At 52.6% G+C, this 25,575-nt stretch carries 19 protein-coding genes and 5 pseudogenes; 4 read left to right on the forward strand and 20 right to left on the reverse strand.

What is annotated here, in order from left to right; all coding sequences use genetic code 11:
- The 5 genes and pseudogenes from BHE85_RS19220 to purM all read right to left on the reverse strand — a co-directional run.
- Positions 1–257: IS3 family transposase (locus tag BHE85_RS19220; RefSeq protein ID WP_069673479.1), on the reverse strand; the 257-nt coding region annotated here is incomplete at its 3' end.
- A 136-nt stretch (positions 258–393) separates the two neighbouring features.
- A pseudogene (ppx, locus tag BHE85_RS19225) lies at positions 394–1,934 on the reverse strand (exopolyphosphatase).
- 4 nt (positions 1,935–1,938) lie between these two features.
- Entirely contained in the window at positions 1,939–4,005 is a 2,067-nt protein-coding gene (ppk1, locus tag BHE85_RS19230) for a polyphosphate kinase 1 (RefSeq protein WP_000529577.1), read from the reverse strand.
- A gap of 171 nt (positions 4,006–4,176) precedes the next feature.
- Entirely contained in the window at positions 4,177–4,815 is a 639-nt protein-coding gene (gene purN / locus BHE85_RS19235; RefSeq protein ID WP_001028617.1) for a phosphoribosylglycinamide formyltransferase, read from the reverse strand.
- Positions 4,815–5,852, reverse strand: coding sequence for a phosphoribosylformylglycinamidine cyclo-ligase (purM, locus tag BHE85_RS19240; protein ID WP_001295474.1), 1,038 nt, complete (start codon positions 5,850–5,852; stop codon positions 4,815–4,817). The genes purN and purM overlap by 1 nt, the downstream gene beginning before the upstream one ends.
- Before the next feature lie 323 nt (positions 5,853–6,175).
- Here purM and upp point away from each other — a divergent pair, with 323 nt between their 5' ends.
- The 3 genes from upp to BHE85_RS19255 all read left to right on the forward strand — a co-directional run bounded on the left by upp (position 6,176) and on the right by BHE85_RS19255 (position 8,973).
- Complete coding sequence (gene upp / locus BHE85_RS19245) at positions 6,176–6,802, forward strand: uracil phosphoribosyltransferase (RefSeq protein WP_001295473.1); 627 nt, start codon at positions 6,176–6,178, stop codon at positions 6,800–6,802.
- 85 nt (positions 6,803–6,887) lie between these two features.
- Positions 6,888–8,177 (forward strand): uracil permease, encoded by a 1,290-nt coding sequence (gene uraA / locus BHE85_RS19250; RefSeq protein WP_005026368.1) that lies wholly within the window; start codon positions 6,888–6,890, stop codon positions 8,175–8,177.
- A gap of 94 nt (positions 8,178–8,271) precedes the next feature.
- The gene (locus BHE85_RS19255) at positions 8,272–8,973 is read left to right on the forward strand and encodes a DnaA inactivator Hda (protein ID WP_001307333.1); all 702 of its coding nucleotides are present in this window, start codon (positions 8,272–8,274) and stop codon (positions 8,971–8,973) included.
- Between the two features lie 137 nt (positions 8,974–9,110).
- Here BHE85_RS19255 and arsC read toward each other — a convergent pair whose 3' ends face one another.
- A complete protein-coding gene (arsC, locus tag BHE85_RS19260) occupies positions 9,111–9,470 on the reverse strand; it encodes an arsenate reductase (glutaredoxin) (protein ID WP_000166449.1) in 360 nt (119 codons plus the stop codon).
- Between the two features lie 20 nt (positions 9,471–9,490).
- Positions 9,491–10,954, reverse strand: a complete 1,464-nt coding sequence (gene bepA / locus BHE85_RS19265) for a beta-barrel assembly-enhancing protease (RefSeq protein ID WP_000489640.1) — start codon at positions 10,952–10,954, stop codon at positions 9,491–9,493.
- Between the two features lie 212 nt (positions 10,955–11,166).
- On the opposite strand from bepA, the gene BHE85_RS19270 reads away from it, so the two are divergent.
- Positions 11,167–12,228, forward strand: a complete 1,062-nt coding sequence (locus BHE85_RS19270; RefSeq protein ID WP_000892044.1) for an AI-2E family transporter — start codon at positions 11,167–11,169, stop codon at positions 12,226–12,228.
- Positions 12,229–12,265: 37 nt separating this feature from the next.
- On the opposite strand, the pseudogene focB reads toward BHE85_RS19270, so the two are convergent.
- The 13 genes and pseudogenes from focB to hyfA form a co-directional block, all read right to left on the reverse strand.
- Positions 12,266–13,111: pseudogene (focB, locus tag BHE85_RS19280) on the reverse strand (formate transporter FocB).
- Between the two features lie 21 nt (positions 13,112–13,132).
- On the reverse strand, positions 13,133–14,722 hold the full coding sequence (locus BHE85_RS19285) for a sigma-54-dependent Fis family transcriptional regulator (protein ID WP_001208046.1): 1,590 nt from the start codon (positions 14,720–14,722) through the stop codon (positions 13,133–13,135).
- Between the two features lie 78 nt (positions 14,723–14,800).
- Entirely contained in the window at positions 14,801–15,145 is a 345-nt protein-coding gene (locus BHE85_RS27780; protein WP_001251568.1) for a hypothetical protein, read from the reverse strand.
- Positions 15,146–15,174: 29 nt separating this feature from the next.
- Positions 15,175–15,588 (reverse strand): hydrogenase 4 assembly chaperone HyfJ, encoded by a 414-nt coding sequence (gene hyfJ / locus BHE85_RS19290; RefSeq protein WP_004985596.1) that lies wholly within the window; start codon positions 15,586–15,588, stop codon positions 15,175–15,177.
- Entirely contained in the window at positions 15,581–16,339 is a 759-nt protein-coding gene (hyfI, locus tag BHE85_RS19295; protein WP_000075558.1) for a hydrogenase 4 catalytic subunit HyfI, read from the reverse strand. The genes hyfJ and hyfI overlap by 8 nt, the downstream gene beginning before the upstream one ends.
- Positions 16,336–16,875 carry a hydrogenase 4 subunit H gene (gene hyfH / locus BHE85_RS19300; protein WP_000916081.1) on the reverse strand — a complete coding sequence of 180 codons (540 nt, stop codon included), beginning with the start codon at positions 16,873–16,875 and terminating at the stop codon, positions 16,336–16,338. Before hyfH ends, hyfI begins: the two co-directional genes overlap by 4 nt.
- Before the next feature lie 9 nt (positions 16,876–16,884).
- Positions 16,885–18,600, reverse strand: a complete 1,716-nt coding sequence (gene hyfG / locus BHE85_RS19305; RefSeq protein WP_001102334.1) for a hydrogenase 4 catalytic subunit HyfG — start codon at positions 18,598–18,600, stop codon at positions 16,885–16,887.
- The gene (gene hyfF / locus BHE85_RS19310) at positions 18,590–20,170 is read right to left on the reverse strand and encodes a hydrogenase 4 subunit F (RefSeq protein ID WP_000122547.1); all 1,581 of its coding nucleotides are present in this window, start codon (positions 20,168–20,170) and stop codon (positions 18,590–18,592) included. Before hyfF ends, hyfG begins: the two co-directional genes overlap by 11 nt.
- A gap of 4 nt (positions 20,171–20,174) precedes the next feature.
- The gene (hyfE, locus tag BHE85_RS19315; RefSeq protein WP_000580447.1) at positions 20,175–20,825 is read right to left on the reverse strand and encodes a hydrogenase 4 membrane subunit; all 651 of its coding nucleotides are present in this window, start codon (positions 20,823–20,825) and stop codon (positions 20,175–20,177) included.
- Positions 20,826–20,836: 11 nt separating this feature from the next.
- Positions 20,837–22,066: pseudogene (locus tag BHE85_RS19320) on the reverse strand (hydrogenase 4 subunit D).
- 16 nt (positions 22,067–22,082) lie between these two features.
- A complete protein-coding gene (gene hyfC / locus BHE85_RS19330; protein ID WP_005007788.1) occupies positions 22,083–23,030 on the reverse strand; it encodes a hydrogenase 4 subunit HyfC in 948 nt (315 codons plus the stop codon).
- Positions 23,031–23,040: 10 nt separating this feature from the next.
- Positions 23,041–25,057: pseudogene (gene hyfB, locus BHE85_RS19335) on the reverse strand (hydrogenase 4 subunit B).
- Positions 25,057–25,455: pseudogene (hyfA, locus tag BHE85_RS19340) on the reverse strand (hydrogenase 4 subunit HyfA); the annotation flags it as partial. The pseudogenes hyfB and hyfA, both read right to left, overlap by 1 nt.
- Positions 25,456–25,575: the final 120 nt, after the last annotated feature.

The following is a 25,575-nucleotide window of genomic DNA, read 5'->3' on the forward strand; positions in this document are numbered from 1 at the left end:
TTTTTTAATATTTCATTCTCCATTTCAATGCGTTGTAGCTTTTTCCTCAGCTTACGTATTTCGATTTGTTCTGGTGTTATCGGAGAGGCTTTTGGTGTTTTGCCCTGACGCTCATCACGCAGTTGTTTGCCCCATCTTGTCATTGTGGAAAGGCCAACATCCATAGCTTTGGCGGCATCTGCCACCGTGTATTTCTGGTCAACAACCAGTTGAGCGGATTCGCGTTTAAACTCTGCGCTAAAATTTCTTTTTTTCATTGGAGCACCTGTGTTGTTCTGAGGTGAGCATATCACCTCTGTTCAGGTGGCCAAATTCAGTGTGCCACTTCAATCGAACCCATTCGCGAAAGTGCCTGAATAATGCGGCCGACATTTCTCGTCGGCCCGCAAAGCATTAAGCGGCGATTTCAGGTGTACTTTCTTCTTCAATTTTCAACCGCCAGCCAGCCACGCCTTCCCAGTATTCTTGCTCCTTTTCCAGATCAAGCAGTACCAACGCATTCTGACTAAACCAGTCATGCGGGAAACGCAGTGTCCAGTGACTGTCATCAGTAATCAGTGTCAATGTTGGCGGTGTGGTGGTTGCCTGACGTTGATTGTTGAGTAATACGCCAAGGCGCAATAGCTGAATCAGTGGCAGGAACTGTTTCTTCTTAAACAAGGTAAAGCGCGGCAGATCGTCGAGTTTAATCGCTTTGCGGTGATAGCGCACCAGTGTCGCCATCATCAGCTGCTGTTCCTGATTAAAACCCGGCAAGTCACTGTTTTGCAGAATATAAGCGGAGTGGCGATGCAAACCGCTGTGGTTGATATTCAACCCGACCTCATGCAGCATGGCGGCCCATCGCAGTAGCGCCTCCAGTTGCGGATGCGCCAGCTTCGGTTGCTGTTCCCGCCACTGTTCGTACATTTGCATAGTGGTATCCAGCACCCGTCGGGCCTGTTCGCTGTCGATGTGATACTGGTTGGCGAGGCTGCTGGCGGTGCGACTACGCACATCCTGATGACGGAAACGTCCTTCCATTTCGTACAGTACGCCTTCGCGTAACGCCCCGTCAGAAAGGCGCAGTTCACGGATGGCTAAAGCATCAAACACACCGCATAAAATCGCCAGTCCAGGAACGAAGACTGTTTTCCGCTCTTCGGAAAGACCCGGTAAACTCAGCGATGCGAAATTACGGTGACGTAAAACTTCTTTTACCAGTTTTTCCAGACGTTCCGGGGTAATTATCCCGTCTTTCTCGCCCATTTCCATTAACACTTCATGGGCGGCTTTTATGGTACCGGAAGCGCCCATTGCCACGTTCCAGCCCTGAATACGGAATTGCCAGGTTAAAGTTTCCAGTTTTTGTGCTGCCGCCATACGAGCGCGCTGAAAATTCTCTTTATTGATGACCCCGCCAGGGAAGTAAAGCTGGGCAAAGCTGACACAACCCATCCGGCGGCTTTCAACGAGAATCGGTTCGAAATTTTCACCAATCACCAGTTCCGTAGATCCGCCGCCAATATCAATAACCAGTTTGCGACCTTTCTCCGGTTGGGTATGTTCCACGCCCATAAAAATCAGACGGGCTTCTTCATTACCGGAAATAATTTCAATCGGGTAGGGAATGACCTTTTCCACGCGTTTCAGAAAGTCAGTGGCGTTCAGCGCCTGACGCAGCGTATGGGTGCCGACTATACAGACGCTGGCAGGAGAAAACCCTTGTAGCCGTTCGGCAAACAGCGACAGACAGTTCAAACCGCGCGTCATTGCCTCTTCACTCAACATATTATCTGGCCCCAGGCCGTCCGCCAGATGCACTCGCTGTTTCAGGCGGCCAATAATCTGCATGGCACCATCTACCACACGGGCTATGACCATGTGAAAACTGTTTGAACCAAGATCGACGCAGCAAACTCCTGCGGACGAGGGGATTTATCGTGTATTGGCATAGGGTTATTCAGGTTGTTCGAGTGATTTGATGTAGTCGTAAATCGCCAACTGCGCCCGTACTTTGCGGCGATTGCCGCGGGGAACGTAGCGATTACTGAGTTCTTTATCGATATAACGTGCTTTGACCGTATCGCTGAACAATATGTCGATGATGTCCAGCACCCGCTGCTTCAGGTGCGGATCGAGCAGCGGTGTCGCCACTTCAATACGATAATCAATATTGCGCGTCATCCAGTCGGCGGAAGAAAGGTAGACCTTTTTATCGCCGCCATTTTCAAAAATATAAACCCGGTCATGTTCAAGGTAACGGTCAACAATACTGATGGCACGAATGTTGTCGCTAATGCCTTCCGGATTGGGGATCAGCGAACACATTCCGCGAACCAGCAGATTAACCGGTACGCCGGAGCTGGAGGCCGCATACAGACGATCAACCAGGCCTTTATCGACAAGGTTATTTAGCTTCAGGGTGATACCACTGGGCAGCCCTTGCTGCGCGTTGGCGATTTCGCGGTCTACCATTTCATATAACAGACGGCGAGAGTTTTGCGGTGACACCATTAAATAATCAAATGTCACTGGGCGGTATGGGTTTTCAATAAAGTTAAATACCCGCCGTACTTCGTTGGTGATACGCGCATCTGCGGTCAGCAACGAATAGTCAGTATAAAGACGCGCGGTTTTTTCGTTAAAGTTCCCGGTCCCGATGTGTGCGTAACGGACCACTTCACCGTTTTCTTTACGTGAAATCAGGAACAGTTTGGCGTGAATTTTCAGCCCCGGCGCAGAGAAGATAACGTGCACGCCTGCTTCGGTCAGGCGCTTCGCCCAGTGAATGTTGGCTTCTTCGTCGAAACGCGCCTGTAACTCAACCACCACAGTGACTTTCTTACCGTTATGTGCGGCGTGGATCATCGAGTCGATGATGCGTGAATCTTTCGCCACGCGGTAAATGTTAATTTTAATCGCCAGTACGCTCGGGTCGAACGAAGCCTGACGCAGCAGTTCCAGCACATGCTCAAAGGTGTGATAAGGATAATAGAGCAACACATCGCGTTCGCGAATGGCATCAAAACCATTGCGGAACTGGGCTTTATCAAACCAAATGTGGCGTAAACGCGGCAGTGGTTTGTTCACCAGATTGGCTTTGCCGACATTGGGGAAATTAATAAAGTCTTTAAAATTATGATAACGACCGCCGGGGACGATGGAGTCGTAGCGGGAAATAGTCAGTTTTTCGCGTAACACTTCAACCAGCGCATTGGGCATATCGCGCTGATAAACAAAACGCACCGGCTCAGCAGTTAAACGCTGCTTGAGACTGGAAGACATCAACTCCATCAGGCTGGCTTCCATCTCATGCACTAAATCGTATTCGGCATCGCGGGTCATCTTCATTGAATAGGCATTCAGCGCGTCATAATCAAAGAAGCCTTTGAAAATATCATCAAGGCAGTAACGCAGAATGTTATCCAGAAGAATCATCGGCTTGCGTCGACGCGGCGCTTCTGGCGGTAAATTCACAAAGCGCGGCACTTTATCTGATGGGATCTCCAGCAGCGCGTAACGGATGGTGTCTCCACGGATAATTTCCACCGCCAGATAGGTGTAATCATCCTTCAGGAACTGCACTAAGTCAGTGTCAGGATTGATTAAAATCGGCGTAATGTGCTGACGCAGATACTGCTTAAAATAATGACGAAGCCAGTTTTGTTGATTGACGGAGAGCTGGCGTTCATTAATCAGGAAGATCTGGTTGCGCGCCATCTCCAGCAATAGCTCGTTGTAGAGGCCGTCGAATTCCTGATCGGCTTTCAGCACCCGGGACTGAATTTTGCCCAGTAAATGGCGGGAATGAGAGTTGGAGCCTTGTTCTTCGCTAATAATGATGCGTCGCTTCAGTTCAGCGAAGCGGACTTTATAGAACTCATCAAGGTTATTGGAATAGATCCCCAGGAAACGCATCCTTTCAATCAGCGGGTTAGATTTGTCCGCCGCTTCCTGAAGCACGCGTTCATTGAACGATAACCAACTGAGCTCTTTTTCGATGTATAGCTTTTCCTGACCCATTACCACTTTTACTCCGTTTTATTCACGGGACACTGCCTGGATATTATGGCGAGCAATATTGGCAGATGTCCAACTATGCCAGAAAAGGGGGAAAAAAACTGCTGGAGCTTGCGATTTACAGGTGAATTGAAAAACGCCAGCGGCAGAGCTGGCGCTTTAACTACGGGGGCATTACTCGTCGGCAGCGTAGCCCTGCGGCGGCAGACGTTGACCATCCAGCCACGCGGCGTTTTCGTGTATTTTCAGACGACCATCGGCAAACCAGCTAATCACCAGTGGATAAATAGCGTGTTCCTGGGTTTGCACGCGGGCGGTGACGTCATCTTCCGTATCACCAGCAAATACCGGGACTTTCGCCTGTAAAATAACCGGGCCACCGTCCAGTTCATCGGTGACGAAATGCACCGATGTACCGTGCTCTTCATCGCCATTTTCCAGCGCCTGACGATGGGTGTGTAATCCGGGATATTTCGGCAGCAGAGAAGGGTGAATGTTCAGCAAACGCCCGGCATAGTGGGAGACAAACGCCGGGCTGAGAATGCGCATAAAACCAGCCAGCACGACCACATCGGGTGCGTACATGTCGATTTCATGAATCAACTCCCGGTCATAGGCTTCACGACTGTCAAACGCGCTGGCGATGAGCGTATGCGTTGCAATACCCGCCTGGCGGGCGCGTTCAAGGCCGAACGCGTCGGCCTTATTGCTGAAAACTGCCCGTACGGTGCCTTTAATTTTGTTGGTTTTACAGGCGTCAATAATTGCCTGTAAATTACTTCCGTTACCGGAAATAAGCACCACAATATTCATTATTCGATAACCACGCGTTGTTCGGAATCAGAGGCTTTGATGATACCGATTTTCCACGCGTTTTCACCGTTGGCATTGAGCAGGGCGAGGGCTTTGTCCACTTCCGGAGCAGGCAGGGCAATAATCATCCCGACGCCGCAGTTGAAGGTGCGATACATTTCATGGCGCTCAACGTTACCTGCCGTTTGCAGCCAGTTGAACACTTCCGGCCACTGCCAGGAAGATTCATCAATCACTGCCTGAGTATTATCTGGCAATACGCGTGGAATGTTTTCCCAGAAGCCGCCGCCGGTCAGGTGCGCAATGGCATGCACATCGACCTTTTCAATCAACTCCAGCACTGACTTCACGTAAATGCGGGTCGGTGCCAGCAGATGATCGGCTAATGGCTTACCATCAAGTTCGGTGGTTTGCGGATCACAACCGCTGACTTCAAGAATTTTGCGCACCAGCGAATAGCCGTTCGAGTGCGGACCGCTGGAACCGAGTGCAATCAGAACATCGCCGTCGCTGACTTTAGAGCCGTCGATGATTTCTGATTTTTCTACCACGCCCACGCAGAAACCCGCGACATCGTAATCTTCACCGTGATACATCCCCGGCATTTCTGCCGTTTCGCCACCCACCAGTGAACAGCCCGATTGCAGACAACCTTCCGCGATGCCGCTGATCACCGCTGAAGCGGTATCAACATCCAGTTTTCCGGTTGCGTAATAGTCGAGGAAAAACAGCGGTTCTGCACCTTGCACCACCAGGTCATTAACGCACATGGCGACCAGATCAATACCAATGGTGTCGTGACGTTTTAAGTCCATTGCCAGACGCAGCTTGGTACCTACGCCGTCAGTGCCGGAAACCAGCACGGGTTCACGATATTTTTGCGGCAATGCACACAGCGCACCGAAGCCGCCCAGACCGCCCATCACTTCCGGACGACGCGTTTTCTTCACTACGCCTTTGATTCTTCCAACCAGAGCATTACCCGCGTCAATATCAACACCGGCATCTTTGTAGCTAAGAGAGGTTTTATCGGTCACTGCTTGGGTCCCCACGCGTTACTTGCGGTAGAAAAATAAAATTCGGCGCAATTCTAACAGGGAAAGCAAACGTTTGCGAGGCTGCTTTGCACAACCTTTTTGCACGTCTTTTCCCCAGACGCGCGGCGAAAGAAGACTTGTGCCAGGGCAAAGGTTAGTTTTCGGATGGAATGATCTTCTTTCATAACCATTTGAATATAAAATAACTTTATCTCAAATCGTTATCATTTTGACTAAAGTCAACGAAAAGAATATTGCCGCCTTGAAGAAAGGAGGTATAATCCGTCGATTTTTTTGTGGCTGCCCCTCAAAGGAGAAAGAGTATGAAGATCGTGGAAGTCAAACACCCACTCGTCAAACACAAGCTGGGACTGATGCGTGAGCAAGATATCAGCACCAAGCGCTTTCGCGAACTCGCTTCCGAAGTGGGTAGCCTGCTGACTTACGAAGCGACCGCCGACCTCGAAACGGAAAAAGTAACTATCGAAGGCTGGAACGGCCCGGTAGAAATCGACCAGATCAAAGGTAAGAAAATTACCGTTGTGCCAATTCTGCGTGCGGGTCTTGGTATGATGGACGGTGTGCTGGAAAATGTTCCGAGCGCGCGCATCAGCGTTGTCGGTATGTACCGTAATGAAGAAACGCTGGAGCCGGTACCGTACTTCCAGAAACTGGTTTCTAACATCGATGAGCGTATGGCGCTGATCGTTGACCCAATGCTGGCAACCGGTGGTTCCGTTATCGCGACCATCGACCTGCTGAAAAAAGCGGGCTGCAGCAGCATCAAAGTTCTGGTGCTGGTCGCTGCGCCAGAAGGTATCGCTGCGCTGGAAAAAGCGCACCCGGACGTCGAACTGTATACCGCATCGATTGATCAGGGACTGAACGAGCACGGATACATTATTCCGGGCCTCGGCGATGCCGGTGACAAAATCTTTGGTACGAAATAAAGAATAAAAATAATTAAAGCCGACTTTAAGAGTCGGCTTTTTTTTGAGTAAAGCGCCTATAACACATAATACAGAGGATAATACTATGACGCGCCGTGCTATCGGGGTGAGTGAAAGACCGCCACTTTTACAGACAATCCCGCTTAGTTTGCAACATTTGTTCGCCATGTTTGGTGCAACCGTCCTGGTGCCCGTCTTATTTCATATTAACCCGGCGACTGTACTGTTATTTAACGGTATTGGAACGCTGCTGTATCTCTTCATCTGTAAAGGGAAAATTCCGGCTTATCTTGGTTCCAGCTTTGCCTTTATTTCACCGGTATTGTTACTGTTGCCGTTAGGGTATGAAGTCGCGCTGGGCGGCTTTATTATGTGCGGCGTGCTGTTCTGCCTGGTTTCTTTTATCGTGAAGAAAGCGGGGACCGGCTGGCTGGACGTGCTGTTTCCACCTGCGGCAATGGGCGCAATCGTTGCCGTCATCGGTCTGGAGCTGGCGGGCGTAGCTGCCGGTATGGCGGGTTTACTCCCGGCTGAAGGGCAAACGCCAGACTCCAAAACCATCATCATCTCTATTACCACCCTGGCGGTCACGGTTTTAGGTTCCGTGCTGTTTCGTGGTTTCCTGGCAATTATCCCGATTTTAATTGGCGTGCTGGTGGGCTACGCGCTCTCTTTCGCAATGGGAATTGTCGATACCACGCCGATTATTAATGCTCACTGGTTTGCGCTGCCAACCCTCTATACGCCGCGCTTCGAGTGGTTTGCCATTCTGACTATTCTGCCAGCGGCGTTAGTGGTTATTGCCGAACACGTAGGGCACCTGGTAGTAACGGCTAATATCGTCAAAAAAGATCTGCTGCGCGATCCAGGTCTGCACCGTTCGATGTTTGCTAACGGCCTGTCGACCGTGATCTCCGGCTTCTTTGGCTCCACGCCAAATACCACTTACGGAGAAAACATTGGCGTGATGGCGATCACCCGTGTTTACAGTACCTGGGTTATCGGCGGGGCGGCGATTTTCGCTATCCTGCTTTCCTGCGTCGGTAAACTGGCTGCCGCTATCCAGATGATCCCATTGCCGGTGATGGGCGGCGTTTCGCTGCTGCTTTATGGTGTCATCGGTGCTTCCGGTATTCGTGTTTTGATCGAATCGAAAGTGGATTACAACAAAGCACAGAACCTGATCCTGACTTCCGTGATTTTGATCATCGGCGTCAGTGGCGCGAAGGTAAACATCGGCGCGGCGGAGTTAAAAGGTATGGCGCTGGCGACCATCGTCGGTATCGGCTTAAGTTTGATTTTCAAACTGATCAGTGTGCTGCGCCCTGAAGAAGTGGTGCTGGACGCAGAAGAGGCGGATATAACAGACAAATAATGTACCGACCGGGCAGTGTTGCTGCCCGGTTCAAACATCATGGGATTCTGTGGTAAACTTCTCGCGATTTTGTGAAATCCTGGTTGAGGTATCTCTGAACACACCGGCACAGCTCTCTTTGCCACTTTATCTTCCTGACGACGAAACCTTTGCAAGTTTCTGGCCGGGGGATAACTCCTCTTTACTGGCCGCGCTGCAAAACGTGCTGCGTCAGGAACATAGCGGTTACATCTATCTCTGGGCACGCGAAGGCGCGGGGCGCAGCCATCTGCTGCACGCGGCTTGCGCGGAATTGTCGCAGCGTGGCGATGCGGTGGGCTATGTCCCGCTGGATAAACGCACTTGGTTTGTTCCGGAAGTGCTCGACGGTATGGAGCATTTGTCGCTGGTTTGTATCGACAACATTGAGTGTATTGCAGGCGATGAGTTGTGGGAGATGGCGATTTTCGATCTCTACAATCGAATTCTGGAATCGGGCAAAACACGGTTGTTGATCACCGGCGATCGTCCACCGCGGCAGTTGAATCTGGGATTACCGGATCTCGCGTCGCGACTCGACTGGGGGCAGATCTACAAATTGCAGCCACTTTCTGATGAAGATAAGTTGCAGGCGCTACAGTTACGCGCGCGTTTGCGTGGTTTTGAACTGCCGGAAGATGTGGGGCGTTTCTTGCTGAAGCGGCTCGACAGAGAAATGCGCACGCTATTTATGACGTTGGATCAGTTGGATCGTGCGTCGATTACCGCGCAACGTAAGCTGACCATTCCGTTTGTGAAAGAAATTCTGAAGTTGTAGATAAGGTGTTTATTGTCGGATGCGGCGCGAACGCCTTATCCGAACTACGCGAAGTTAATCCATAGTATTCGTAGGCCGGATAAGACATGGCAAGCGTCGCATCCGGCAATGTGCTTCAACTAGCGATGGAGCACATCTTAACCCACGATTTCCAGTACCTGCTCCGGTGGACGACCAATCCGCGCTTTGCCATTCGCGACCACAATCGGGCGCTCCATCAGCTTCGGATTATCCACCATTGCCTGAATCAGCGCCTCTTCGCTAAGCGAACTGTCAGCCAGGTTCAGTTCTTTATAAAGATCCTCTTTCTGGCGCATCAATTCACGGGCGCTATTCATCCCCAGCATTTTCAGCAAATCGCGCAGCGTTGCCGCATCGGCGGGTGTCTCAAGGTAGAGTACCACTTCTGGCTCCACGCCGTTTTCTTTCAGCAGGTTCAGCGTTTCCCGGCTCTTTGAACAGCGTGGGTTATGGTAGATTTTTACCTGTTTGGTCATTGTTCTTCCTTTAATGCGAATTACATCTTGGTATAAGGCTTAAAGCGTTCCTGCAGCTGGCGCAACTGGTCGATGCGCGCATCGTAACGCGCTTGTTGCAGGCTGCCTAATTTCACCTGCGAACTGGCGCTACTCAACAGCGAAATGGCCTGATCGAGTCGTCCGGCGAGCGCATAACCTTCTGCTCGCGCAGCCAGCTCCTGATCGCGGTTATTTAGCGCGGCTTCCGCCTGTGCCAGTAAATCCCAGCCGTTGCTGTCATCTTTATTATTAAAGGTGTAGCGATTGAGAATATTGGCCGCTTCTTGTGGTTGACCGCCTTGCAGATAAGCGTTTGCCAGGTTGAGCTGCAACACCGGATTGGTGCGCAAATCACGGGCATTTTTCAGGCGATTGATTGCCTCATTGGCTTTGTTTTGCCCAAGATCGATATCGGTAGCCAGATCGAGATACCATGCGTTGCCAGGTTCTGCCGCCAGTAACGGTTGCAGCGTTTTACGCGCCTCGTCGTATTTATTGGCTTCCATCGCCTGTAAAGCACGACCATATTGCGCCGCTCGTTGCTGACGAACGTTTCCTTTCGCCCATTCATCCAGCAAATCACTGGTGAGCTGGTTACGTCCGGAATTATACATCCCCAGTGTGCGCGCTTTCGCCAGATAGAAATCTTCCGACGACTGCACCACCATCGGTCGCATCTGATTAGCACGGTTGCGGGCATCTGCCAGACGACTTTCCGGCAACGGGTGAGTCAATAAAATTTCCGGCGGGCGCGAGGAGTAACGCGCCTGATCGAGTAATTTTTCGAGGAAGGTTGGCATCGCCTGCGGATCGAATCCCGAGCGTTGCAGCACCTGAATACCAATGCGGTCCGCTTCCTGTTCATTTTGCTGGGTGAAACTGATCATCCCCTGACGCGTTCCCGCCAGTGTACCGGTCAGCGCCGCCATCCCCGCCTGCGGACTGGCCATCGCCAGTAAAATAGAACCTAACGCGCCGACCCAGGTCAGCGGCGTGCTGCGCTGCTGATCTTCCATCGCTCGCGCCAGGTGACGTTGGGTGAGGTGGGAGATTTCGTGCGCCATAACTGAAGCCAGTTGACTTTCGTTATCGGAATAACGGAACAGGGCAGAGTGCAGCACCACGTTGCCGCCAAAGAAAGCAAAGGCGTTAATTTCGTCGTTGTTGATTAGAAAAAAATGAAACGGTGTCTTAACCGAATTGGCATGCGAAACCAGACGCATCCCCAGCGAATTAATATATTGCGTTAACAGCGGGTCATTAATTAACGGCGCGCTGCCGCGTAGCTGGCGGACATAATAGTCGCCCATCTGCATTTCCTGACCAATGGAAAGCGTGCTTCCTGCGGAGGTTCCCATATCCGGCAAGGTGTCTGCGTTGTCGGCAAACGCCGGGGCTACCTGACCAATGGTCATAGCAGCAATGAGGGTTGCAACCAGGTTTTTTTTCAACTGCCTGAACATAACCTCTATCCTGTATTTCTGAAGATAGTCATTTGACCGATACTGTGAAATATCGTTCCCACCGCGCCGCCTTTGAGTGTAACGGCGAAGATTAGCCCACTCAAATGACTTTTCAGTTTCCTGAATCCGTCATAAAAAGCGAAGTCTTTTTTGTGACATTTCGATACAATTGCGGATCGCAATCCCGCTCTTGAGGTTCAGGGAAGGTTTTTATGCTCGAAATGTTGATGCAATGGTATCGCCGCCGTTTTAGCGACCCGGAAGCGATTGCCTTGCTGGTTATTTTAGTTGCCGGATTTGGCATTATCTTTTTCTTTAGTGGCCTGCTTGCTCCGTTGCTGGTGGCTATTGTGCTGGCCTATTTGCTGGAATGGCCAACCGTGCGCCTGCAATCTATTGGCTGCTCCCGCCGCTGGGCGACGTCGATTGTATTGGTGGTTTTTGTCGGTATATTGCTACTGATGGCGTTCGTGGTACTGCCTATCGCCTGGCAACAGGGCATCTACTTAATCCGCGATATGCCGGGGATGCTCAATAAGCTTTCTGACTTTGCCGCCACGTTGCCGCGCCGCTATCCGGCGTTAATGGACGCGGGCATTATTGATGCAATGGCCGAAAATATGCGCAGTCGGATGCTGACCATGGGCGATTCGGTGGTGAAAATTTCCCTCGCCTCGCTGGTCGGTTTGCTGACCATTGCCGTCTATCTGGTGCTGGTGCCATTGATGGTCTTCTTCCTGCTGAAAGACAAAGAGCAGATGCTGAACGCCGTTCGTCGGGTGCTGCCGCGCAACCGTGGACTGGCAGGACAGGTGTGGAAGGAGATGAATCAACAAATCACCAACTATATCCGCGGCAAAGTGCTGGAGATGATCGTGGTGGGGATCGCCACCTGGCTGGGGTTCTTGCTCTTTGGGCTGAACTATTCGCTGCTGCTGGCGGTGCTGGTCGGCTTCTCGGTTCTTATTCCGTACATTGGCGCATTTGTGGTGACCATTCCGGTGGTTGGCGTGGCGCTATTCCAGTTTGGCGCAGGCACGGAATTCTGGAGCTGCTTCGCGGTGTATCTGATTATTCAGGCGCTGGACGGCAACCTGCTAGTACCGGTGTTGTTCTCCGAAGCGGTTAACCTGCATCCGCTGGTGATTATTTTATCGGTGGTGATCTTCGGTGGTTTGTGGGGATTCTGGGGCGTATTCTTCGCCATTCCATTGGCGACGCTGATCAAAGCCGTGATCCACGCCTGGCCCGATGGGCAAATCGCGCAAGAATAATCTTCAGCCCGACGAACTGTTTCGCCGGGCTGATTTTTCAGGATTCCTGACGTAAATAAATAGCCCGATAACACATACTCACCAGCACTGCACCGCCGATAATATTACCCAGCATCACCGGGAGCAGATTGGCGGTAATAAAATGGCTGACCGTCAGTGCCGGAAAATTGTCTGCGCTACTGTGCGCCAGTTGCCAGAAGGGGGGGGGCGAAATGGCGAATGGCAATGGCGAACGGAATCACAAACAAATTGGCGATACAGTGCTCAAAGCCACTGGCGACAAACAGGGTGATGGGCAAAATCATGGCGACGATTTTGTCGCATAACGAACGCCCGCAATAACTCATCCACAGCGCCAGGCAAACCATCAGATTGCACATAATGCCGAGGCTGACAGATTCAGTAAATGTATGATGCATTTTGCCCTCGGCGCAGTGTAAAACCGCGACTCCCCACATCGCGTTTTCACTCATCACCAGCCCGGAAAACCAGATTAACAAACTGAAACAGGCAATACCTGCCAGATTACCACAGGCCACCAGAAGTGCGTTAATCAGCCAAGTTCGCCAACTAATAACGCCCCGACTTTTTGCTATCACCGTCATTACCGACGAGGTGAACAGGCTGTGCCGCAAACCGCCAGCAAAATAAAGCCGAGTGTAAAGCAAAGGCCGCCCACCAGATGGGTTAATGCCTGTGAAGACGGGGCATCGGCGATAACGGAAAGGTAAAAAGTAAATCCGATCGCCATAAACACGCCAGCGGACATCGCCATTAAAAAGACCGACACTTTACTGCGGGCAATTTTATGGACGGCAATCCGTTCAGCGATTGCCGCTTTTCTGGCGCTCAACTGCAAGTCGAAAGAGAGTTTGTTTCTCATGCATACTCCTGCAAAAGCAGATTACAACACCTCGCGAACCGAGATCCCCAGACGCTGCATTCGTGACAGCAGCGTGGTGCGCTTCATCCCTAATCGTGTCGCCGCGCCACGGGGCCCGGCAACAATGCCATTGGTTTCTCGCAATACCTGAACAATGCGCTGACGTTCTTCTTCGTCATTCTCTGGCGTCGTCGGGTGCAGCAACTGCGCCATTGAACTGCGAAGCGCTGAATCTTCATTTAGCGTCGGCAGTAAACGGCTTTGTCGGACATTAAGATGTAAATTCAGACTGTTACCGCGAGTCAGCAGTACCGCTCGCTCAATCACGTTTTCCAGCTCGTGCACGTTGCCCGGCCAGTCCCACGACATCAACTGGCGTAGCGCCTCGGTCGGGATGGCGTCAATTGCGCGATTCATATGGCGCGCCATTTTTTGCGTGAAATGTTTTGCTAAAAGAGGGATATCTTCCGGACGGTCGCGTAGCGGCGGCAATTCCAATGGGAAGACATTCAGGCGATAAAAGAGATTGCTGCGAAACTGGCGATCTTCAACCATTTGCCACAAATCACGGTTGGTGGCGGCAATGACTCTGACATTCACCGGGATCGTTCTACTCCCGCCGAGACGCTCAATCTCCCGTTCCTGCAATACGCGCAGCAGTTTAGGCTGAAGTTCTAACGGCAGATCGCCAATTTCATCGAGAAACAACGTGCCGCCATCGGCAATTTCAAAACGACCACGATGTGTATTAATCGCACCAGTAAACGCCCCTTTGTCATGACCGAATAACTCACTTTCCAGAAGACTGGCGGGGATGGCAGCGCAGTTGATTTTGACCAGCGGTTTGTCGCGTCGCGTGCTAAGTTGATGGAGCGCTCTGGCGATCACCTCTTTGCCGGTTCCGGTTTCACCACAAATCAACACCGTACTGTCGCTCTTCGCTACAATATCTACCTGCTGGAGCAGGTCTTCCATTGCCTGGCTTTGATAGATAATGTCACCGATGCCCAGATTCGAAAGGAGCTGCTCGCTAAGCTGGTAGTTTTCTTGCTGCAAACTTTCCTGCAAATCGGTCATGCTACGCCAGGCATCGGCATTGCCAACGGCAATAGCGATGCGATCGGCTATGTGTTGTAGTAGCTGGCAGTTTTCCTCACTAAAGAGAGTGGAAGAGGTATGCGCCAGCAACAATGCACCCGGTGTATGGTTGCCAAAGGTAAGCGGTATAAGGAGCGCAGATTCGCAGCCGTTAGATGCAAGTAAGAGTAATAACGGGTCGCGTTGCCAGAGAAACAGATCGTCTGCACGGTGCGTCAAGGTCGGTTGTCGGGTTTGTAGCGTTTGTGTCAGCAATACACTGTCGCCAGGCATATTGCGTGGCAGACACGCACAATGTGAGGCAGAAAGATCGCTGCACCACAGGCTAAACTTCTCGTTCTTTCGATGATCGCCCAGTACCATACTGACTGAAGCCAGACCGAAAAAATGATGGATCTCACGAGCGACGTCAGCGATCAGATCGTCGAGATCAAGATGTGACAGCACTGCATTAGTAATATCAACCAGTACCCGATGATGATCGCGATCTTTCTCCAGCAAACGCAGCGCCACCTGTTGTTCTTCATCATTGAGCCATGATTGCAGAACCGGAGTGATAATGCGTGCCAGCCAGTTAAACAGTGTGCAATCCTAGGGAGTAAAACGGCTGCCGTGGGTACGAATAAAGCGTAGCTCCGCCATTCCACTACTGCCGAGAAGGACGGCGTGACGCGAATAATCGACCATCTCGCCCTGATACTCTGTTGTTGCCGTCACATCGCTGCCATCATCATGGTAGCGGTAATAGAAGTTGCTTTTGATAACATGCAGTTCAATAAGTTGTACCGGGCTGAACGGCGGCGGCATCGGGATGAAGGCGCGTAATAAAGACGCCTTACCGTGTTTCTGTGCTAACCGCTCCGCGAGCATTCCGTTTACCGCTTCAATTGTTATTCCTTGTGGCGGGGCAAACATCGCCTCGTCTGACATAGCCATCAACAGTCCTTATTAATGAGAAATCCTTCTCACGCAATTTTTCTGGCCATCAGATAGATGGCCGGTTCCTGCACAATTTCATCCAACAGATGAATGAATTGAATGCTACGCGCCTGCCACACAGACGTCGCGTCATCTGCCAGTAGCGCGAATGCCCGGGTCAACAGGGCGGTGTGGCTGGCGTCAATAACAATCTCACCAAAGGTCATCACCCCCAGCATCTTACGTCGGGCTTGCTCCTCTTCGACCTGTGCAAGCCAATCTTCGTTTTCCGTCAGTGGGCAGCGGAAGGCGACATTCAGACAATCAATCACGCCAACGTGATGGCCGATAGCCAGCGAGTAATACATTACCTGAGAGCGGTGTTCCGGCATCTCGTCGCTACTGGCGACAAACTTTTTTCGCAGCGTCCAGAAAACAATTTCCCCGCACTCTTCAGTCATGTAACCCCCGGAGTACGCGAAAGAGTTGCTGAACGATACTATTGAGACGTGGATCGTCGGCATCGCGCAACCAGGTGTTAACCCGATTTCCTGTAGGATCGTCGCTTAAATGGCGCAGGAGCCGATCGCAAATTTCTCGCCCCTGACGATAGCCCGCCAGCCGCCGCGCTTCTCGCTCAATGGCGATACGCTGTGATGGCGGGATCTGTGGCCACAACGGTTGCATAGTCACCCCGGTGGGATCGCGATAATCCACAGCGTGAATCTTCTGTTGCAGCAAACCGAGCGCCACGGCGAAACCGTGAATGGTGGCGGCCGGTGTTGGCGGGCAGCCGGGGATCCAAACATCAATGGGGACAATGGTGTCGCTGCCGCCCCAGACGCTGTAGAGATCGTGGAAAATACCGCCGCCGACACCGCACGCGCCGTAGGAAACACAGATTTTATGATCGGGGGCAGACTCATACGCCCGAAGTGCAGGCATACGCATCGCCCGGGTGACTGCGCCAGTAAATAACAAAATATCGGCGTGACGCGGTGATGAAACAACCTTAATGCCAAAACGTTCTGCGTCGAATACGGGGGTGATGGCAGCAAAAATTTCGATTTCACAGGCGTTGCAGCCGCCGCAATCGACGCGATAAACGTAGGCTGAGCGACGGATATCCTGTAGCAAATGCCGCTTCATCTTTTGCGTTTGCTCATCCAGCGTGATGGGCTGGCTGACATGTTGTGTAAGCACTGGACTCATAGCTGCTCCTTAGCCACCAGCGGTACATCTGTATCGTCGTTGATCAGCGTCGCGCGTTGTTTGCACTCCGGGCAGACGCTCGCTTGCGCCCGCAACATTTCGCGGTTTTGTGGCGCATTTTGTTGCTGTGCCAACAATTCAGCAGCCAGTGCGACGGTTTTTTGCGGGGCAAACGGGCGTTCGCAACGGCTGCAACGTTGTAGATGGAACGTCGCGCGGGTATAGAGATCGGCTTTATTGGTGACGGTCAGTTCAAAGTTATTGGTAAGCTGGATGGCTCTGGTCGGGCACACTTCTTCACAACGTCCGCAGTAAATACAACGCCCCAGATAGAGCTGCCAGGTGCGCGAATTTTGCTGGTCGTCGGTCTGGATAGTCAGCGCATTTGCCGGACAAGCACAGGCGCCGCAGGCAATACATTGGCTGGGCATCAGGTCCGGTTTCCCGCGAAAGCCTGGGCTGACCTCCAGTGGCGCGAAGGGATATTTCACCGTCGCGGTTCCGGCGCGCATAATAGTTTTCAGTAACTTCAGCATCTTCTGTCCTTACTTCAGCGGCGAACGGTTACGATCAATGCCGTAGCGTTCGATCTCTTTATACGGCACGGTTTTTGACTGGCGCTTGCGCACATCTACCAGCGTCACACGGTCGGTACAGGAGTAGCAGGGATCAAGGCTACCGATAATCAGCGGTGCGTCAGAAACGGTATTGCCGCGCAGCATGTAACGCAACACCGGCCAGTTGGCGTAGGTGGCGGCACGGCAGCGCCAGCGGAACAATTTTTGGTTATCACCGAGCATGCTCCAGTGCACGTCTTCACCGCGTGGCGCTTCAACAAAGCCCAGCGCGAATGCGTGAGGTTTATAGCTAAAGCCTTCGGTCAGCAGTGGGGTATCCGGCATGTTGTCGAGGGCAAATTCCAGCATTGCCAGCGAATCAAACGTCTCTTTGACACGGACCATCACGCGGGAGAAAACATCGCCGCCGGTGAAGGTAAACAGTGTTTTTGGAATATTGCCGTAGTCGGCGTAGGGGTGATCAAAGCGCAAATCACGGGCAAAACCACTGCCGCGGATCAGCGGCCCTACAGGGCTATAATCACGGGCGATTTGTCGGTCGAGAATGCCAATGCCCTGAGTGCGTTGTTCCATATTCGGCGTAGCAAGCAGCATCTCTACCAGCTCCGACACGTCGGCGCGCATCTCGCGCACCAGTTTCAGCGTTTGCAGACGTTGCTCTTTGAGAATATCGCGGCGAACACCACCAATCAGATTCAGACCGTAGGTTTTACGCGACCCGGTCAGCAATTCCGCCATCGTCATCGACTTTTCCCGCACGCGGAAAAATTGCATAAAGCCGGTATCAAAACCAACAAAATGGCAGGAGAGGCCAAGGTTGAGCAAATGACTGTGTAGCCGTTCGACTTCCAGCAGAATCGAGCGAATGGTATGCGCTCGTTGCGGCACCTCAATCCCCAGTGCATTTTCAACCGAGTTGGTATAGGCCACACTGTGGGCAAAACCGCAAATCCCACACACGCGGTCCGATAAGAAGGTCACTTCGTTGTAGCCCATCCGCGTTTCTGCCAGTTTCTCCATGCCTCGATGGACATAAAACAGGCGGTAATCAGCATCGACAATTTGCTCGCCATCCACAAACAAGCGGAAGTGACCCGGTTCATCGGAGGTGATATGCAGCGGGCCGACAGGGATCACCCGCGCATCGCTGTTGCCCTCATTGATAAACGCATACGTTTCGGAATCTGTCGTCGGTTCAGGGCGCAGTCGATAATCCATCGCATCTTTGTGCAGCGGATGCATATCTTCCGGCCAGTCATCGGGCAACACCAGGCGACGCTGATCCGGCAGGCCAACCGGAATCAGCCCGTACATATCGCGAATTTCTCGCTCGCCCCAGACCGCGGCAGGGACGCGCGGTGTGACTGACGGAAACTCCCGACTGTCGGCATCGACCAGTGCCTTCACCACGATCCAGCATTTTTCGGCCCCTTCCATTGAAAGGGCATAATAAACCGCGTAATGACCGTTAAGTGTCCGCTCGTCGTTGCCAAACAGGACTGGAAGCCAGCCATCATGTTGATAATAAAGATAATGTACAACGTCAGGCAGCAGATTGATTTTCACCGTAATGGTGACCTGTTCAGGCGTTTGTCGCTCTTCATCCAGTACCGCGCCGGGGAACTGCGTTTTCAGGGCGGCGAGAATCGCTTCGCCACTATTTGACGATGAATTAACGTTCACTGTGTTTCTCCGAAACAGATGCGGTGCCTGAAGGCAAAAAATCATGCCAGGTGCTACGTTGTGCAGGCAGGTCGTGCGTCCCTGAGAGGACTATAGTGGAAGCGCCCGCCAGGATCCTGATGACAGGTTGTGGAATATGCGTTCCCATCGCCAGCATCATGACCAGCAGAATCACCATTGGCGAGGTGGTCAACCAGCCGAGATCACCCCGGTTAACGGCCTGCGGCGGTTTCGCCATTAACACCCGCGCAGCCATCCGTACCAGGCCCGCCAGCACCAGCGTTAACAGCAATAACAGCAGGACGATAATCAGCAGGTGATTACGTGCCAGTCCTGCGGTAACGGTCATAAATTCGCTAAGAAAAATGTTGAAGGGCGGCATCCCTGCCAGCGCCAGCGCACCGCCGCCAAACAGCACGGCGGTAAATGGCATGATTTTGAGCATCCCACAGACGACGTTGAGATCGCGCGTGCCGTACTTGAGCAGTACATTGCCGGAACCGCAGAACAGCAGCGTTTTTGCCAGACTGTGGTTTAAGGTGTGCAGCAGCGCGGCAAAAATTCCCAGCGGCCCGCCAATGCCTAGCGCCACCGCGACCAGCCCCATGTTCTCCACGCTGGAGTACGCCAGCAGACGCTTAATGTCCCGCTGTACCAGAATGAAAAATGCCGCCACGGCAACCGACAACATGCCGAAGATGAGCAACAACCGGTTGGGGAAATCGCTGCCGATGGCTTGGCAAATAATGATGTAATAGCGAATCAGCACCAACAGCGCGCAGTTCAGCAATACGGCGGAGAGCAGGGCGCTGACCGGACTCGGCGCTTCACTGTGAGCATCCGGCAGCCAGGCGTGCATGGGAAATAGCCCGGTTTTGGTACCAAAGCCAATTAGCACAAACACAAAGGCCAACAGCATTAATGTTGGGTCAAGCAAGGACGATTGCTTAAGAACCTCGCTCCAGAATATCGCCATTTCTGCCTGCGGCATAACGCTGGCGGCGTTGGCGTATACCAGCACGGTACCGAACAGACCAAAAGCGACATCAACAGTACAAATAATGATGTACTTCCATGCTGATTCCAGCGATGAACGCTGACCGTAAATGCCTACCAGAAACGCCGAGCTTAAGGTGGTGGCTTCGATCGCCGCCCACATCACAATCAGGTTATTGCTGGTAACAACCAGCAGCATGGTGAACAAAAACAGATGGAAGAAACCGTAGTAATCGCACAGTGTAACGGGTGAAAGCTCGCCGTGTGCCACTTCATGACGCATGTAGCCAATCGAGTAAACACCGGTGAGAAAGCCAATCACACCAAGAATGGCGAGGAACAAACCGCCCAGACCATCAATATGAAGCCACAGTCCCGCAGCGAATATTTCTCCTGCATCAGCGGCAGTTTGGACCACCCAGAGTGCCAGAATCAGCAGCAGTGTGATCCCTAAGCTATGTAATACAGTCACCGTACAAGTCGCAGAGAGCCCCCGTTTCCGGCAGGCAAAACAGAGCAGCGAAAAAAGCAGCGGCGTGAGCAGGAGTAAAGCGAACATCACAGAATAACTCATCTCATTATCCCTTCAGCGCGGTCAAGTTGTTCACGTCCAGCGTGCCGTGGGTACGCCATATTTTTCTTGCCAGTAACACCATCACAATGACGGCGAAGATGGCGTCGGTAGCGATACCTATTTCCACCAGTTCCGGTGCTCGCCAGGCAAGAAGCGCCAGCACCAGATGGGAGCCGTTTTCCATCAGGCAGTAACCAAAAATTTGCCGCAGGATATTGCGCTGGCTGACAATGCACAGCAGGCCAAGCAGAAAATGACCTAACGCTACCGCCAGCGCCGGTTTCAGCCCGGTAGCCATCGGTAGCTTCACGGGCTGAACGACAAATGCGCAAAGCAGGACAATTAACGCCGCGAGCAGTGCCATCATTGCCGGACCGAATAACGCTTTTTCCGGGATGTTCTGGGGAATATTTCGTGCAGCGTAAGTCATGATTAACGGTACCAGCAGCACTTTGGTGATAAAGGCGCTGGCGGACCAGATCAGCAGTTGCTCTGCGGCGAACAGGCACGAGAGAGTGGCGAAAATAGACACCAGCACCAGCGACTGGCAGGCGTAAAATCCGCATGACAGGCGATAGCTTTTGACGCTAATCACAAACAGCGATGTCAGCATCATCAGTCCCGCCAGATTATTTACGATCATAGAACCGATCATTCATCATCTCCTTACTGCAACCAGGTCGCGGCGATTACGCTGGAAATCAGCGACATCACAATCAGTACAATCAACACCAGGCGCATTGACCCTGGCAGCGGTGCGGCATCGGCGACGGCCTCGCTCGGTTTGCCAGGCACAACGCGACCAAACCAGCGAATAAACCAGGCGAAACTGGCGACCGATTCAATCATCAGCAGAATCATGGCGGGCAGCAGGATCCAGTACTCCACTGACAACGCAAAACCGGCGGCAAACAGCGGGAATTTACTGAAGAAGCCGTTGAACGGCGGCACACCGGTAATCGCCAGCGCTGCCACGCAGAAACCCACGCCTGGCAACGGCAGGGAGTGCAATACGCCACGCAGACGCGGCAACAAGCGCGTGCCGCAGCTGTAACTCAGCGCACCTGCTACAAGGAAAAACAGGCTTTTAGCGAACGCGTGGTTGACGATGTAGGCGATGCTGCCCTCCAGTGCCAGCCGCCCACTTTCACCATCGATGCGGCGTGGAGATAGGCTCTGATCGGTGTTGGCGCTTCCATTGCGTCCGGTAGCCACGCTTGCATCGGTAGCTGGGCCGATTTCCCCCACGCGGCAAACAGGATGCCGCCATAAACCAGATAACGTGCGTCGCCATGTAACTCGCTCATCGCGCTAAGCACAAACGTTCCGGTCTGCAAAAACAGCGTGGCGGCGGCAAGATACAACCCCAACGAACCGATATGGGTGATAAGCAACGCTTTTAGTGTTGAACGCTGCGCTTTATCGCTCTGGTAATAACTGATCAACGCCCAGGAGCAGCCGCCCTAATTTCAAAAAACAACAACTGACCGAGCAGCGTCGAGGAGAGTACCAGTCCCGCCATCGCGCCGATAAACACCAGCAAAAATGCGTAATAACGATTCGTGCCGTTATGCGGGTGTTCGCGATTTTTATCCGTCAGATAACCCGTGGAGTAGATCGTGACCAGCAAACCGAGAAACACCACCACAAACAGAATCAGCGTACTCACGCGATCAATGACCAGGCCAAACAATGCCACATCCCCCACGTTGACCAACGTCAACGTGACGGCAACTTTATCGGCCTGATAAAACGCGGAGATCAGCGACAACATGCACAGCGTGGTCAGTGCGGCGAACAAAACCCCCATTCGGCGGCCCGACGTTGTGGCGAAAACGAAACGACCAGTGCGCCGATAAAAGGCAGCATTAACGTCGTCAGAGCAAGATTTTCCATATTCCGTCAGTGCTCCTTACAGACCGGTTAACCAGAAGACCCATGCAAGCGCAGCAAGGCTGAAGCCAAGCCAGGTCACATGGTGAATGAGTAAAAAACGCCCGCGTGCCAGCGTGTTTTCTGCGATTGAGGCCAGTACAAAAATCAGCAAAACCTTGAGCAGCGTAACGACAAGTGAAGTCAGCAGGCAGGCGAGAGAAAGTTCTTGCGCGCGCCCAAAGGGCAGAAACAGGGCCACAAACAGTGCTGCCATCACGACCTGTTTCAGCCCCAGCCCCCATTTCGCTAGCGCCAGCCCGGCACCGGAATATTCGGTCAGCGGGCCTTCCTGTAATTCCTGTTCTGCTTCAGCAACATCAAAGGGAATTTTTCCCATCTCAATGAAGCAGGCAAAACCACAGGCCAGTAACGCCAGTACGGTGGTTAGCGGCGAGTTCCAGCCCGTTGCCAGCGTATTGCTGATCATCTCGATATGCGTGGAACCTGCTATCAGCGCCAATACCAGCAGTGAGAGAATGAGCATGGGTTCGACCAGAATGCCGAGCGTCAACTCGCGACTGGCACCGACTCCCGCAAACGGGCTTCCGGTATCCAGTCCGGAAAGAGCAAAGAAAAAACGAAACAGGGCAAGAAGATAGATAAGGGTGATCAGATCGCCGCCGCCCGCAAAAGGGGAAACGGTAATAAAAAGTGGTAGGGCCATCGCCAGCACCAGCATGCTGCTGATTAATACCCACGGCATCAGGCGGAACATCAGACCTGAAGATATAGGCGCAACTTCCTGGCGTTTAAACAGTTTGTGGATCTCGCGATAATCCTGCCAGATCCCCGGCCCGCGGCGGGAGTGCATACGCGCGCGTATCTGCCGGGAAATACCCGTAAAAAGCGGGGTTAGCAGCAGCAGAATCACGGCCTGTGCTAACGCAAAAATGACCAGATATCCGTCGCAAAGAGTTTGTCTCATGGTGATTTCCTTAGACGGCAATAGCGATTAGCAGCACAACCAGTGCGGCAACTAGATACAGGCAATAGAGACGAAAGTCGCCGCTTTGCAGATGCTGTATTTCTTTGGCCAGCCGTTGGGTGGCGCTCACGATGGGGCGGATCACCCGCTCATCCCAGAAGGGTTCTGTGCTCTGAGCCCTGGCGGTGACGTGCGCAAGATCTTTATTTAGCCTCAGCGTAGGGTCGAGCTGTTGTCGTAGACGAAATAACGCAGAGAAGACCACACGCAGCGGCTGCATCACGCCATTGCCTGACGGAGCCATCGCGTTTTCCCAGCCGTAGCCGCATGCCCAGGCATCTCCTGTGCGACGAAACGCTGCGCGGCGCGAACGACACCACAGCCAGTAAAGGCCAGGCAGCAAAGGCATCGCCAGTAGTAACAGCAACAGTAATGAAGGAGTGACCCGTGTATGAAACGTGCCGGGTACAAGTGCTATTCCGCTGGCGACAGTGACGGGAGGGGTATTGGTAAACGCATGGGCAATATGCATTATCTTCGGTGCCAGCCAACTGGCACTAAGCGCAATTAATACGCAGAGTGCCGCGAGCAGTAGCATGGCGACGATCATCGTATTTGGCACTTCCTGTGCCTCTTCAGCGTGTGTACTGCGCGGCGCACCACAGAAAGTAATACCGTACATTTTGACGAAGCACATTACTGCCAGCCCACCAGTGACTGCCAGCATTACCATAGCAATAGGACCCGCAAGTTGTAGCGCTACGGCTTCCACACGACTTAGTGAGAACAGCGACTGCCAGGTGTACCATTCGCTGATAAAACCATTCAGCGGAGGAATGGCTGATATCGCGAGGCAACCAATCAGGCATGCTGCGGCTGTCCACGGCATCCGTTTCGCCAGTGCCCCCATTTTTTCCATGTCGTGGGTATGCAAACGCGAAATAATCGCGCCCGCGCCGAGAAATAGCAGCCCTTTGAACAGCGCATGGTTGAGCAGATGAAACAGTGCGCCGAGCAGTCCAACCACGGTGAGCAGCGGGTCGTGCAGTGACAGACCGTCCATCGCCACACCGACTGCCAGCAAAATAATGCCGACGTTTTCGACGGTACTCCAGGCCAGCAGCCGTTTGATATCCTGTTCCGCCAGCGCATATAGCACGCCCAGGAGCGCGGAGATTGCGCCGATCGCCATCACCAGAATGCCCCACCACAGAGGCAAACCCGTTTGCGCCAGCAGATCCATCGCTACTTTCAGGATGCCGAAAATACCGATTTTGACCATTACGCCAGACATCAACGCCGAAGCGTGCGATGGTGCGGCAGGGTGAGCGCGCGGCAACCAGCTGTGCAACGGCATCATCCCGGCTTTCGCGCCAAAACCGAAAAAGGCCAGCAGAAACATCGCCGACGCCAGCCCCGGAGAAAGTGAAAGCGTGCGAAACTGGCAAAATCGAGGCTGCCGCTTTCGCGCCCCATCAGCAAGAAGGCGATCATAATCAGCACCGATCCGGCGTGGGCGATAAAAAAGTAGAGCATGCCAGCGTTGATCGACGTTTTATCCTGCCTGGCAATGACCAGAAACCAGGAAGACAGCGACATCATTTCAAACAGCACGATGAACCAAAAAGCGTTGTCCATCACCAGCAGGGCAACCATCGATGCGATGAAAAGATTCATAAAGAAGCCCATCGCCGCCGCGCCTTTGCCCTCGTATTCGCGCATATAAGTCAATGAATAGAGCGAACAAACCACCACCAGCAAGGAGATAACCAGCACCATAAATACCGAGAGGCTATCCATTCGCAGGGTTAAATCGGCAAAGTCAAAAGGGGTGGCAAAACGGGCGACTAAAGTTACACCAGCATGTAATTGCGTAATTCCGCTGATGATGCCAATCACGCCGCCCACCAGCGATGTGATGCCGGAAAGCTTAATAGCCAGTCTGTCCAGACCGAGTAAAACAGCGAAGCCAGACTGGCAAACAGAAAGAGGATCAGCGACCAGGTTAATAATTGCAGGGCATCCATTAGTGTTGCTCCTGAGTGAGGGAAAGGGGATCCTCCCCGCCATTGGCAAACCAGCTTGCGGCAAGGCGCTGTTTTTCTTTCATCTGACGTTGCAGGCTATCGTCGGTAATCAGCCGTAACGCCTGATTCGGGCAAGCGCGAACGCAGGCCGGACCTTCTGGCAAGAAATTACACAGGTCGCATTTCACCGCGACGGTCTGGACACCCGGTTCCCAGCGCAGCAAAGCATGTTGGGTCGGCGCGTTTTCTTCGCCATCTTTGAGTGAGCCGTCAGCCTGAAAAACATATTGCGCAGGGGCATTCACCGGACGGCTTCCTGAAGCGCTGATTGCGCCAAATGGGCAGACCACGGCGCAAAGCTTGCAGCCAATACAGAGGCTTTCGTTGAGTTGGATGAGGTAGCCTGAGTTTAACGGACACTCCTTCCTGAAATAGAATGGCATCAGAAGGAGCTAATAATGAGCAGAAAAAACCAACGTTACTCTAAAGAGTTCAAAGCCGAAGCTGTCAGAACGGTT

It is taken from the genome of Shigella sp. FC1567, assembly GCF_001743015.1.
Taxonomy (GTDB): Bacteria; Pseudomonadota; Gammaproteobacteria; order Enterobacterales; family Enterobacteriaceae; genus Escherichia; species Escherichia coli.